The sequence below is a fragment of the Streptomyces sp. NPDC004542 genome (assembly GCF_040610035.1).
Taxonomy (GTDB): Bacteria; Actinomycetota; Actinomycetes; order Streptomycetales; family Streptomycetaceae; genus Streptomyces.
In genome coordinates this window covers 50,168-62,661 of record NZ_JBEXLP010000022.1, presented here as the reverse complement: position 1 = coordinate 62,661, position 12,494 = coordinate 50,168, and the positions used below count along the sequence as shown (strand labels likewise).

Below are 12,494 nucleotides of genomic sequence, written 5' to 3'. Positions count from 1 at the left end.
TCCCTCTCCTCAGGCCCGTTGTCCCTGCACTTCAAGAATCGGCGAAAGGAGGGGAGCGGAACATGGGGATGCCCACCCGGCCGGGGGTGTAGTCAGGAACACCCCGGCGGGTGGGCCGGAGACAACGGTGCCGTCAGTGAAGCCGCGGCGCGGTGCCGATGGGCGAGGGGAGTGCGGTGTCCGCCAGCCGGCGCCTGATCTCCGCCATCACCGCGCCGGCGTGCTCGGTGAGGTAGAAGTGGCCGCCCGGGTAGACGGTGACGTCGAAGTGGCCGGCGACGCAGTGCCGCCAGTCCTCCGCCTCGTCGAGGGTGACCTGCGGATCGCTGTCACCGGTGAGCACCGACACGGGGCACCTCAGCGGCTCGCCGGGCGCGTAGCGGTAGGTCTCCACCGCCCGGTAGTCGCTGCGGATCGCCGGCAGCACCAGTTGCAGCACCTCGGGATCGTCCAGGATCTGCGCGTCGGTGCCGCTGAGACTGGTCAGCTCGGCGATCAGCCGCTGGTCGTCACGCCGGTGCACGTCCTCGTCGCTGCGGCGGCGCATGGGCGCCCGGCGCCCCGAGGCGAAGAAGCGCAGCGGGCGGATGCCGTCGCGCTCGAGGCGGCGCGCCACCTCGAAACCGAGCAGTGCCCCCATGCTGTGCCCGAACAGGGCCAGCGGACGGTCGGTCCACGGCCGCAGTTCCTCGGTGACGAGGTCGGCGAGCCGCCCCATGTCGTCGACGCAGGGCTCGCCCCGCCGGTCCTGCCGGCCCGGGTACTGGACGGCGAGGACGTCGATCGCGGGCGCGAGGGCCCGCGCGACCGGGAAGTAGAAGGTGGCGGAGCCTCCCGCGTGCGGAAAGCACACCAGACGCACCCGGGCGTCGTCCGCCGGACTGAACCGTCGTATCCACAGCCCGTCCGGGCCGGCCGCCGCCGCGGTCACGCCGCCGTCCCCTCGTCCGGTGCCGGGGTACGGCCGTCCGTGTCCCGTCCGACGACGCCGGTGTCCCTGCCGCCGAGGCGCTCGGCGACGGTATCGCCACAGCCGCTTCCGGCGATCACCACCAGCCGCTGGTCGTTCCGGTCTGCCACGTCGGGCTCCTAGCGCGAGTGTGTCGGGACGAATGCCCTGCCACCATCGCAGTCCCCCCGGCCCCCGCACACCCTTAGCCGCCCCCTAGAGATCGGCAGGGTGTGCGTCTCGGGCCGGGCGGCCTTCCGGGCAAGGCATCCGCGGACGATGGCGCTCAACGCCTGTCCGCCCGCCTCCGGCGGGCTGCCGCTGCCCGGTGGCCGCGCCGTGTTCGCCGGTGGTCGTCCCGCCCGCCGCGCCGGCGGTCAGGCGGCCCGGCGCCCGCCGGCCGCGACGAACAGGTCGGTGCGCACGCGCACGGGGGTGCGGCCGTAGGCGATGCGGGAGGTGAGGCGCGCGCCGGCCGGGGTCCGGGTGACCACGGACGCGGCGCGCGCCCGCATGAACTCCGCGACCGGCCCGCCCACTCCGAAGAACGCCATGGACTGCACGCGCTGCATCCGGGTCACGGCGTCGGCGACGGGCCGCCGCTGCGCTTCGAAGGCGGCGAGCCGCTCACGCCGTACGTCCCCGGCCGCCAGGGCCTCGACCAGTACGGGGTGCAGGACGGCGGCGTCCTGGAGGGCGAGGTTGATGCCCTGGGCGCCGAGCGGGCCGTGGGTGTGGGCGGCGTCGCCGAGCAGGACCAGCCCGTCGCGCGTCCAGGTCTCGGCCTGGGCGGCGAACACGTCGAGCAGCGACAGCGCGGACAGGCTCGTCAGGTGCTCGTGCAGCAGGTCCGTGAACTGCGGCAGCGCGGCCTTCAGTTCGTCCCTGACCGCGTCGATGCCGCGTGCGGCCACCTGGTTCCAGCTGCCGTGCGGCAGGGTCCAGCCGATCCGCAGCCGGTCGGGGTGGGTGTCGTGGACGAGGACGGCTGCCTTCCCGGCCCGGTGGATGCGCACCCGGCCCGTGGACCGCCCGGCCGCGGGCAACGTGTACCACACGACGTCCTGGTCGAAGACCTCACGGCGCCCGGCGTCGATCCCGGCCAGCGCCCGCGTCTTGGAGAACCGCCCGTCGGCACCGACGACCACACAGGCGTGGACCTCGACCCGTCGGGCACCGGACCGCGCGACCACGGCTCCGGTGACACGGCCGGCGTCCTGTGTCAGGGCGCCGAGGCGGTGGCCGTCGAGGTGGGTGAAGCCGGGCAACCGCTCGCACGCGGCGAGGAGTTCGGCCAGCAGGTGCGACTGCGGCAGCGCCAGCAGGCGGTTGTGGGGTGCGGGAAGGTGCCGGTAGTCGATGTCGAGGAGCACCTTCTCGCGCCGCAGCACCTGGAAACCGTCGAGCGTGCGGGCGCCGCGCGCCGACGCCTTCGCGAGCACGCCCAGTTGGTCGAGGACGAGCTGGCCGCCCGGCTGGAGGATCTCGCCGTGGAAGTCACGGCGGGAGAACGAGGACGGACCCGCCCGCTCCGCGAGCGTGACGCGGATGCCGGAGCGCAGCAGCATCAGGGTCAGGGCGAGCCCGGCCGGGCCCGCGCCGACGACCAGCACATCGGTGTGCATGGTGGTGTCCCGCCACCGGGAGGGGCCCACGGCTCAGACCGCCGCCCGGGCCGAGAGCAGCTCGTTGACGAGGTCCAGATACTGGCGCGGCGTCTCGGCCTCGTCGATGGCCTCCTCGTCGAACGTGATGCCGTGGTCCCGCTCGATACGGCCGGTGGTCTGCAGTATCGCGAGAGAGTCGTATCCGAGATCGAGGAACGGGGTGTCCAGGATGTCCCCCTCGAGGTCGGTCCACTCCTCCTCGCCCGCGCACTCGCGCAGCAGCGTGACCAGGTCGCTCAGTTCCAGACGCTCCATCATGTTCTCCTCGGTGGGTTACGGGTGGTGCGGTGCCGCCACGGCCGGGCCGCCACGGCCGGGCCGCCACGGCCGGGCCGCCACGGCCGGGCCAGCCAGTCAGGTGCGGCCGGGCCGGCCGGGGCCGGCCGAAGGTGTCGGAGGTGGCCGGCCGGGAGCCGGTCGGCCGGGGGCGGCCGAGGGGCCGTCCGGCCGGGGCCGGCCGCCGGGAGACGGCCGGAGGGGGACCGGCCGTGGCCCGGCCGGCCCGTGGCTCAGTCGGCCGCGCGGAGCACCACCGCGGAGTTGAAGCCTCCGCGTCCGCGCGCCAGGACCAGGGCGGTGCGCAGGGCGCCGCCGCGCGGGGTGCCGGTGACCAGGTCGAGGGGGCAGTCGGCGGCGGGCCGCCGGGTACCGGGCGTGGGCGGGATCACCTGGTCGCGCAGGGCGAGCAGCGCGGCCGCGAGGTCGAGTGCGGAACCGCCCGCCAGCAGCCGTCCGGTCATCGCCTTGGGCGCGGTGACGGGCACGCCGTACGGCCCGAACAGCGAGGTGATCGCCTCGGCCTCGGCCCGGTCGGCGTCCCGCTCCCCCGCCGCGTCCGCGAACACCACGTCGATGTCGCCGGGTTCGGCCCCGGCGTCGGCGAGGGCGAGCCGGGCGGCGTCCCCGAGCCGGGCCTCGTCGGCGCCGTCGAAGGTGGCGGCGTACCCGGCGAGACTGCCGTAGACCCGCGCCCCGCGCTCCCGCGCGCTCCCGCCGTCCTCCAGCACGAGCATCGCGCCGCCCTCCCCGGCGATGTGCCCCGAGGCGTCGGCGGCGAAGGGCAGGTAGGCGTGCTCGGGGTCGTCGACCGTGGACAGGGCGCCGTCCGCGAGATGCGCGGTCCAGCCCCACGGGCACAGCGCCGAGTCGACGCCCCCGGTGACGACGAGCCGCGCCCCCTTGCGGAGCTGGCGGCGGGCCTGCGCGGCGGCGTCGAGGCCCCCGGCCTGCTCGGACACGAGCACCCCGCTCGCGCCACGCGTGCCGTGCCGGATGGAGATCTGGCCGGTGTTGACGGCGTTGAACCAGGCGAACGCCTGGTAGGCACTGACGTGCTTGTTGCCCTGGTGCCACAGGGCCTGCAGTTCGCGCTGGCCGAACTCGAAGCCGCCGGCCGAGCTCGCGGTGACCACGCCGGCCGCGTACTCGGGCAGCGCCTCCAGGTCGGCTCCGCAGTCCTCGACGGCCTCCTTGGCCATGGCGAGGGCGAGCCGGGTGACCCGGTCGGTCTGCGGCAGCAGCCTGCCGGACACGTGCTCCTCGTCGGCGAAGCCACGTACCTCGCCCGCGAGCCGCACCGGATAGCCGGAGGCGTCGAAGCGGGTGACGGGTCCGAGGGCGCTGCGGCCCACCAGCGCGGCGGCCCACCAGGCCGCGGTCCCGAGCCCCCCGGGGGCGGCGATCCCGACGCCGGTGAACACGGCGGTGGCCCGGGCCACCGAGACGGTGCCGGTCACGCGGCCTCCTTCAGCCGGGGGGCGGTGAGCACCATGGCGCTCTGGAAGCCCCCGAACCCGCTGCCGACGCTGACGACGGTGTCGGTGCGGTGCTCGCGGGCGGTCAGCGGTGTGTAGTCGAGGTCGCAGGCCGGGTCGGCGTCGTGCAGGTTGGCCGTGGGCGGCACGGTGTCGTGGGTGATGGCGAGGGCGCACGCGGCGACCTCGAGGGAGCCGATCGCGCCGAGCGAGTGCCCGATCATCGACTTGATGGAGCTGACGGGAATCTCGTACGCCCGTGTGCCCAGGCTCTGCTTCAGGGCGGCGGTCTCGTGACGGTCGTTCTGCTTGGTGCCGGACCCGTGCGCGTTGACGTGGTCGACGGCGGACGGATCGAGGCGCGCCTCGTCGAGGGCCCGCCCGATCGCCCGCGCCATCTCGTTGCCGTCGGGCCGCAGGCCGGTCATGTGGTAGGCGTTGCTGAGACTGGCGAACCCGGCGATCTCGGCGTAGACCCGCGCCCCACGCCGCCGTGCCCGCTCGGCCTCCTCCAGGACGAGGACGGCGGACCCCTCCCCCAGCACGAACCCGTTGCGGCTGCGGTCGAAGGGCCGCGACGCCGTCTCCGGCTCGTCGTTGCGCGGGCTGGTCGCCCTGATGGCGTCGAAGGACGCGACGGAGATCGGGGAGATCGGCGCCTCGGTGGCCCCGGCGAGCATGACGTCGGTGCTGCCCTCCCGGATCAGCTCGACGGCGTGCCCGACCGAGTCGAGCCCGGAGGTGCAGCCGGTGGACACCATGGCGACGGGCCCCTGCACGCCGGCGTCCCGGGCGACGCCGGCCGCCATCGAGCTGGGCACGAAGTAGTCGAACAGCTGCGGTACGGCCCGGGTGTGGTCGACGTTCCAGTGGGCGCCTCGGTCACTGACGACGGCGTACTCGCGGTCGAGTCCGGTGGTGCAGCCGACGGCGCTGCCGAGCGTCACCCCGGTGCGGAGCGGGTCGAGGCCGTCGGCAGCGCCGCTGTCGGTGAGCGCCTCGCGGGCGGCGACGAGCGCGAACTGGGCGGCCCGGTCGAGCCGTTGCGCCTCTTCGGGGCCGAAGCCGTGGTCGGCGGGGTCGAAGTCGGCCTCGGCGGCGATGCGCGAGCGGTAGCCCGTCGCGTCGAACAGGGAGATGGGACGGGTGGCGGTGCGGCCCGAGGTGAGCAGATCCCAGAACGCCACGGTTCCGGTCGCTCCCGGGGCGACGACACCGATCCCGGTGATGACGACACGCCTCATCGGCTGTTCCTCACAGTGGTCCGGACGGGCGGCGGGACTTCGGGCCGCAGACGCCGTACGACACGGCAGGCGCGCCCCACCGTCCCGGGCGCCCGGGTCCCCCGTACGAAGAAGTGGTCGCCGGCGACGGTGCGCAGGGCGACTTCAGCGGTGCTCCAGCGGCGCCAGCCCTCGAGCGACCCCACCGGTACGGCGGGATCGTCCGTGCCGCCGAGCACGAGCAGCGGCACGTCGAGCGGCCCGCCGGTGGAAGGGTCGACGGCGGCGGCGCGCAGGGCGGCGCCCAGGCGCAGGTCGTCGCGCAGGACGGGCAGCACGGCCCGGTGCCACACCCCGCCCGGTGCGATGGCCTCCTCGCCGGGCAGCGCCCCCAGCTCGGCCAGGTGCCGCAGCAGTTCGTCGGCGGGGGCGTCGGCCGCGTCGATCAGGGCGGGCGGCCGGTCCGGTGTCGGAGTGGCGCCGAGGCCGACGAACGACGGCTGGGGCAGCCCCTTGTCGGCGAGCACCCGGGCGAGCGTGTAGGCGACGAGGCCTCCGAGGCTGTGCCCGTACAGCGCGAACGGCCCCTGGTCGGGCCCCCTGCGCCGGAACACCTCGAGAAGGGCCCCGACGAGCTCAGCGCGTCCGACCGCCGGGGCCTCGCGCCGCCTGGGCCCGCGGCCCGGCAGCACCAAGGGCACGACGTCGACACCCGCCCCGGTGAGAAGGGGCCACCGGTGGAAGCAGTCGACACCGGCTCCGGCGTGCGCGAAACAGTAGAGAGTCACCGGCCGCCCGTCGCCCATACCGCGACTCCCTTCCCCGAGATCACCGCCCCGCAAGAGGCGCCCCATCGCCTTTCGAGGCTGACCAACCCCCCTGGAGAAGCACTCGAGAACCCGTCGGTCTCCGCTCGGCCCACCGTCTGCCCCACCGGTCGGCCGGGAACGCCGAAGGGGCGGCGTTCACCGGCGTGGTACCGGTGTACGCCGCCCCGGGGGCAGGAGGTGTCGCGGGAGACGGCCCGCGCTCCTGCGGGCGATGACGGGGGCCCCGCCCCGCGTCACGCCGCGAACAGGTCGAACGTGGAGCTGCGCCGCGGTCCCGCCAGTACGTCCAGCTGCGGATCCACGGTGAGCATCGCCTGATGCAGCCGTTGCAGCTGCGGCGAGGGCTCGACGCCCAGCTCGTCGATCAGCCGCACCCGCAGCTTGCGGTAGACCTCGAGCGCGGCCGCCTGCCGCCCCGACCGGTACAGCGCCACCATGACCTGCGAGTGCAGGCCCTCGTGCTGCGGGTGCCGCGCCGTCAGGTCCGTCAGTTCGGCGAGGAGTTCGGCGTGCCGGCCGAGCCGCAGGTCGGCGTCTATGCGCCGCTCCACGGTCACCAGCCGGCTCTCCTCCAGTCGCAACACCTCGATCTGCAGGATCGGTCCGACGCGTACGTCGACCAGCGCCGGTCCCGACCACAGGTCGAGTGCCGCCCGGAACCGCTCGGCCGACACGGCGTTGTTCCCCACCTCGAAAGCGGCCTGCCCCTCCCTCATCAGCCGCTCGTAGTCGTGAACGTCCACGCTGCCGTCGGGGATCTGCAGCAGATATCCCCCGTGCCGGGTCGCCAGCACCTCCTTGGCGCTGCCCGGCGCACTGGGCCCCATCGCGGTGCCCAGTCTTCTGCGCAACTGGAGGATGTACGTCTGGAGCGTGGTGAGCGCGCTCTGCGGCGGTTCGCTCCCCCAGATCTCCTCCATGAGCATCGGGACGGGTATGACCCGCCCCGGGTAGAGCGCCATCAGCGACAGAATCTGCCGTGGCTTGGCCGCCGTAGGAACGATCGACCCCCCGTTGACCTCGGCACTCAACGGACCCAGAACCTGAATCTTCACGGTCTCCTCCGTAGTGGTCGAGCTCTCTGTCCAGTTCCTTTCGTTGGCCAGAAATCTGCACCGGCTCGCACGCTAGCGGGGTCCGTCCTTGTCAAGCATTTTTCTGTAGCGGACCTTTAGCCGGCTTCCAAGCGCGGTGTTGCCGAGGGCAGCCGATCCGCTATGGGGAACCTGCACGAACGCTTGAATCGAACTGTTGATTCCGCTGGTGGCGCGCCTGCGGCGGTATCGTCGAGGCAGTCCCGTACACCCTCGCAAACCGCTGCGCGAAATGAGACCGGACGGAGAAACGGACGGAGACAGGATGGAATTCACCAGCCCCGCTCCGGGCCACGACCAGGGGTCCGAGCCGCGCGACGGGCTGCGCCTGTTCGTGTTCCCGCACGCGGGCGGGTCGAGCCTGACGTACCAGGACTGGCCGGATCGTTTCCCCGTCGGCTGGCAGGTGCGCGCACTGGACGCTCCGGGCCACGGCCCGCTGCTGGACGCTGCCCCGCTCACCGACGGCAATGCCCTGATCGGCCATTTCTTCGACCGGCTGGTGCCGGAACTGTCCGCGAACGGCACTCCGTTCGCGTTCTTCGGCCACAGCATGGGCGCCCTCGTGGCATACGAGCTCACCCGCCGGCTCCTCGCCGAGGGCGCCCCCGCACCCGTATGGCTGGGGGTCTCGGCCTGCGGAGCCCCGCGGGGGCACACGGACGAGCCGACCCCGCCGCACCCCGGCGAGTTGTCGGACGCCGAACTGCGCCGCACGCTGGCCGCGTTGGGCGGTACCCCCGCCCAGGTGCTGCGGACGGAGGAACTGTGGCAGGTGTTCGCGCCGGCGATCCGCGCCGATCTGACACTGCTGCGGACCTGGCGGCCGGCCCCGCCCGCCGCTCCCCTGCCAGTGGCGCTGTCGGCGTTCGCGGGCACGCGGGATGCGGCGGCGCTCCCGGCGCGGGTCGCCTCGTGGGCCGAGCACACCGAGCACTTCCTCGGCCTGCACGTCTTCGACGGGGGCCACTTCTACTTCCAGGACGGCCCCGACGCCGCCGCCCGGCTCGCCGGCCGTGTCACCGCCGACGTCCGCGGCGCCCTGCGGTCCGGGCGGGCCGCCGCGGGCCTGCGATGAGCGGCGCGGGCCCCGAGTTCCGCGTCCTGGGACCGGTGGAGGTCCACGACCCGCGCACCGGGTGGCGTGTCGTGCCGCCGGGCGCCAAACAGCGGGTCCTGCTCGCGGTGCTCGTCACCGAGGCGGGCCACACCGTCACCACCGAGCGGCTCGCGGACGAACTGTGGGGCCACGACCCACCGCGCCGCGCGGCCAACGCGGTCCAGGCACACATCGCCCGGCTGCGCCGCCTGCTGCACCCACCCGTCACCGACGCCCCCCTGCCGCACCCGCCGGCCGCCACCGTCCCGGCGCACGCATGGATCGCCACCGGCCCGGGCGGTTATGTCCTGCGGCTCGGGACGGCGACCACCGATGCCGAGCGCTTCCGTCGGCTGTCGGCCGAGGGCCGTGCCGTCGCCGCCGAGGACCCGGACCGGGCCGCTGAACTCCTCGACCGCGCGCTGTCGCTGTGGCGCGGCCCGGCGCTGGCGGACTGCCCTGGCAGCGCGGTCTGCGCGGCCGAGGCCGACCGTCTGGAGGAGCAGCGGCTGACGGTGCTGGAGGCGCTGTACGAGGCCCGGCTGCGCTCGTCCCGGCCCGAGGGAGTGACCGGCGAGCTGGAGCGGCTGGCGGAGGAACACCCCCTGCGGGAACGTTTCTCCGATCTGTTGATGGTGGCCCTGCACCAGGCCGACCGCCGCTCCGAGGCGCTCGCGGTCTACGAACGGGTCCGTCTGCGTCTCGCCAGCGAACTCGGCGTGGCGCCCGGTCCCTCCCTGCGCGGCCGCCGCGAGGCCCTGCTGCGCCACGCCCCGGGCCCGCCCCCCTTCCCCGCCTCACCACAACGGCCGGGCCACGCAGGAGGAACGGACCGCTTCCCGGAGCGCGCGGACCGCGACGGCGCGGCGGCCAGGGAGGCCGAGATGAGGCGCATCGGCAGGCGGCTGACCGAGCTGTCCCGCGAACTGCGGGAACTGACAAGCCGTTTCGAGGCTCTGGCAGCGGACCGGCCCACTCCGGCCGACTCCCTGCCACCGGCCCCCCGCCGCTGACCGGCTCGGCGCTCAGCGCGCGGCATCCCCGGCCGCGGAGGTGCCGTGCAGGGGCTCGGGCAGCGCGATCCGGCGCGGTGCGGCCCGGCCCCAGGGGAATCCGTGGTGCAGTTGCAGCACCGGGTCCTGCCCGTCGGCGGCCTGCACCGCGACGGCGGCCAGCACATCGGGTACGGGTTCCAGCTCGACGAACCGCCACCGTCCCGTCGCATCGTCCGGGGGCGGCCGGAATCCGCGCACGCCGCGGTCCTCGGCCAGGTCGAAGGCGAACTCGTCGAAGGGCAGCCCGAGTCCGAGGCCGCGCGCCTTGGAGTAGGCCTCCTTCAGCGTCCACAGTCGCAGCACGCGCCGGTCACGCGGGCGTCCCTGCGCGGCCCTGGCCACCCACCGCTGTTCCTCGGGCGCGAACGTCTCCACGATGGTGTCGATGGCCTGCGCGTCCCGGTCAAGGCGCTCGACGTCCACGCCGATCCGGTGCCCACGCACCACGCCGAGCAGGTTGTAGCCGCTCGCATGGGAGAGGTTGAAATCGAGTTCGGGTCCGCCCCGGGGCAGTCCGCCGTCCGGCGTCTGCAGAAAGGGCCGCCCCCGGGAGGAGCGGAAGATGACGAGTTCGGCCTCGGCCAGTCCCGCCTCCAGCGCGAGCGCGCGGCGCACCAGGGTGTGCGCGACCAGGTACTGGCGTCGGTCCCGTTCGAACAGGAACCGGCCCGCGATCTGCTGCTCGTGCTCGTCGAGCCAGTGGGTGGCCAGCACCCCGGCGATGGCGGGCGGCAGATCGTCGTTGGCACAGATCCACAGCTTCACCGGGCTGGGCGCGGCCACCTCCCGGTGCTGTGCGGTGACCGTCACCGGGTCCGCTCCGCCGCCGGGTCCGGTCCGGCCGTGCCGTCCCCCGCGAGCCACAGCGACCGCGGGCGCAGCGCGCTCGTGGGCAGCGGCACCACCGGCCCGGCCGGAATCGCGGCCCGCGTGACGTCGACGCCGGCCAGCCACAGCCGGGTCAGCTGCTCGAAGCGGTGGCCGTGCCACAGAGCGGTCAGGTAGTCGCGGGTCTCCGGCAGGTCGTCGAGGAGCGGTGGCAGGGGTGGGCGGTCGCGTCCCGGCCGGGTGTCGCCGGTGCGGGCGAGCCCGCGCACCGGTCCCGGCTGCCGCGCGCGGTCCGCGGCGGCCCGCGGGTCGTGCACGAAGTCGTCGAGGGCGGTGACCAGTTGGGCGGCGCTCGGGGCCGTGACCGCGAGCCGGCAGTCGTGGGCGGCGCGCCCGGAGCGCAGTTCCCGGGCCAGCGCGGTGAGGTCGGACTCGGGTCCGGACGGGCGGCCGCGCGCGGTGAGCCAGTGCGCGAGCCGCCGCGCGGTGTCGACCAGATGGTCCGGGGTGGGCGCCGAGAGCAGCACCAGCTGGGGCTCCCCGTTGTCCTCCTCCGCCACGGCGCCCCGGACCCGGTCCGCCTCCGGGGCGGTGGCGGGCAGGTACTCCTCCAGGATCGCCCGCGCCTCGGTGCCGCCCGAGCCGCGCACCACCACCCGGGCCCTGCGGGGCAGTTCGGCCCCGTCGGCCCGCCGGGGCCGCTCCCAGCGCCCGTCCCCGTCCCGCCCGGCGACGACGGTGCCGTGGCGGAGCTGGAGCACGGCCCGGGTCAGTGCCGCGGCCGCGGTGGCGGTCCCGGCCGCCCCGACGCTGCCCCGCGCCGTCCGGGCGGTCTCGCACAGCGTGCCGCCCTCGGCGGCGGACGGTCCCGCCGCTCCACCGTCCACTCCTCGGTCATGGTCGTCACAGGCCGTGCCGTCTTCGGCTACGGGCAGCTCCACGGCACCGTCGTGCACGCCCCCGCCGAGGTCGCCGTACCCGCTCCGGCCGAGGTGAGCGACCGCGCTGGAGCGGACCACGGCGTGCACGGTGTCGCCGTCCCCGGTCGCCGCGGCGAGCGGCTTGAGCAGCACCGCACCGACCCCCTCGCCCCCGCCGGGCACCTGGCGCGCGGGATGGAGGCGCAGGTCCACGCCGGCGACGAGGGCCGCCGCACACTCGCCCGCGCGCAGCGCGCCGAGCGCCTGGTGCAGGGCCACCAGGAAAGAGGACTCACCGGTGTCGACGCACTGGCTCGGCCCGCTGAGGTCCAGCAGCGCCGACAGCCGGTTGGGCAGGCTCCAGTGGCCGTCGGCGGGCAGGGCGCCGCGTCCGGGTGCCCACTGCCCGGCGGCGAGCAGCAGGTAGTCGCGGGAGCCGGCCGCGACATAGACACCGAGGCTGCGCGGACGGCCGTCCCGCGAGATCAGGGTGTCGAGCCGGGCCCCGGTGCAGCCGGCGCTCTCGAGCGTCTGCCAGGCGGTGTGCAGGAACAGCCGCTCCTGGGGGTCGGTCAGGGCGGCTTCCCGGTCGGTCAGCCGGAAGAACGCGGCGTCGAACTGGTCCACGTGCTCCAGGAAGTGGCCGCGGTCCTCGGCACCCGGCGCTTCGCGTCCGGCCGGGGCGGCCGCGGTGTCCCGCCCGTCGAGCATGTTCTGCCAGAACGTCTCCAGGTCCGGGGCCTGCGGATAGCGGCCCGCGATGCCGATGACGGCGATCCCGTCACGCACGCCGGGAGGGCCTCCACGGTCCTCCACCACCGGCTGCGGAGCTGCGGCCGCGCTCTTCGGCGGCGCGTCGACGGCCGGGGGAGTACCGGCGGCCGCCGGTGCGCCGGCCCCCACGGCCGCGTCCACGGCGGCCGCGTCCACGGCGGGGGCGTCCACGGCGGGGGCGTCCACGGCGGGCGGCCCCGGCTCCGCGGGGGCCGGGGGCCCGCCCGTGAGCAGTGCCACCGCGCTCTGCCGGTCCAGGCTGCCGTTCTTGAATCGGGTCAGGATCTCCCTGTTGTCCATG

General features: G+C 74.9%; 12 protein-coding genes. 2 read left to right on the top strand and 10 right to left on the bottom strand.

Going from position 1 to position 12,494, the window contains the following annotated elements:
• Positions 1–133: 133 nt before the first annotated feature.
• The 8 genes from ABZX30_RS15325 to ABZX30_RS15290 form a co-directional block, all read right to left on the bottom strand.
• Positions 134–931: an alpha/beta fold hydrolase gene (locus tag ABZX30_RS15325; protein WP_355933555.1), complete on the bottom strand. Its 798-nt coding sequence runs from the start codon at positions 929–931 to the stop codon at positions 134–136.
• Positions 928–1,080, bottom strand: coding sequence for a hypothetical protein (locus ABZX30_RS15320; protein ID WP_355933553.1), 153 nt, complete (start codon positions 1,078–1,080; stop codon positions 928–930). Before ABZX30_RS15320 ends, ABZX30_RS15325 begins: the two co-directional genes overlap by 4 nt.
• A 246-nt stretch (positions 1,081–1,326) precedes the next feature.
• Positions 1,327–2,574, bottom strand: a complete 1,248-nt coding sequence (locus tag ABZX30_RS15315; protein ID WP_355933550.1) for an FAD-dependent monooxygenase — start codon at positions 2,572–2,574, stop codon at positions 1,327–1,329.
• Between the two features lie 33 nt (positions 2,575–2,607).
• Positions 2,608–2,871, bottom strand: a complete 264-nt coding sequence (locus ABZX30_RS15310) for an acyl carrier protein (protein ID WP_355933548.1) — start codon at positions 2,869–2,871, stop codon at positions 2,608–2,610.
• Positions 2,872–3,125: 254 nt separating this feature from the next.
• The gene (locus ABZX30_RS15305) at positions 3,126–4,352 is read right to left on the bottom strand and encodes a ketosynthase chain-length factor (protein ID WP_355933546.1); all 1,227 of its coding nucleotides are present in this window, start codon (positions 4,350–4,352) and stop codon (positions 3,126–3,128) included.
• Positions 4,349–5,614 carry a beta-ketoacyl-[acyl-carrier-protein] synthase family protein gene (locus ABZX30_RS15300; protein ID WP_355933543.1) on the bottom strand — a complete coding sequence of 422 codons (1,266 nt, stop codon included), beginning with the start codon at positions 5,612–5,614 and terminating at the stop codon, positions 4,349–4,351. The genes ABZX30_RS15305 and ABZX30_RS15300 overlap by 4 nt, the downstream gene beginning before the upstream one ends.
• The gene (locus ABZX30_RS15295; protein WP_355933540.1) at positions 5,611–6,399 is read right to left on the bottom strand and encodes an alpha/beta fold hydrolase; all 789 of its coding nucleotides are present in this window, start codon (positions 6,397–6,399) and stop codon (positions 5,611–5,613) included. Before ABZX30_RS15295 ends, ABZX30_RS15300 begins: the two co-directional genes overlap by 4 nt.
• A gap of 257 nt (positions 6,400–6,656) precedes the next feature.
• Entirely contained in the window at positions 6,657–7,478 is an 822-nt protein-coding gene (locus ABZX30_RS15290) for an AfsR/SARP family transcriptional regulator (RefSeq protein WP_355933538.1), read from the bottom strand.
• Positions 7,479–7,782: 304 nt separating this feature from the next.
• On the opposite strand from ABZX30_RS15290, the gene ABZX30_RS15285 reads away from it, so the two are divergent.
• Both ABZX30_RS15285 and ABZX30_RS15280 read left to right on the top strand, forming a co-directional pair.
• Positions 7,783–8,595, top strand: a complete 813-nt coding sequence (locus ABZX30_RS15285) for an alpha/beta fold hydrolase (protein ID WP_355933535.1) — start codon at positions 7,783–7,785, stop codon at positions 8,593–8,595.
• Positions 8,592–9,629: an AfsR/SARP family transcriptional regulator gene (locus ABZX30_RS15280; protein ID WP_355933534.1), complete on the top strand. Its 1,038-nt coding sequence runs from the start codon at positions 8,592–8,594 to the stop codon at positions 9,627–9,629. The genes ABZX30_RS15285 and ABZX30_RS15280 overlap by 4 nt, the downstream gene beginning before the upstream one ends.
• Positions 9,630–9,641: 12 nt before the next feature.
• On the opposite strand, the gene ABZX30_RS15275 is transcribed toward ABZX30_RS15280, so the two are convergent.
• Entirely contained in the window at positions 9,642–10,481 is an 840-nt protein-coding gene (locus ABZX30_RS15275) for a 4'-phosphopantetheinyl transferase superfamily protein (protein WP_355933531.1), read from the bottom strand.
• Positions 10,478–12,493 carry a beta-ketoacyl synthase N-terminal-like domain-containing protein gene (locus ABZX30_RS15270; RefSeq protein WP_355933528.1) on the bottom strand — a complete coding sequence of 672 codons (2,016 nt, stop codon included), beginning with the start codon at positions 12,491–12,493 and terminating at the stop codon, positions 10,478–10,480. The genes ABZX30_RS15275 and ABZX30_RS15270 overlap by 4 nt, the downstream gene beginning before the upstream one ends.
• Between the last annotated feature and the right edge of the window lies 1 nt (position 12,494).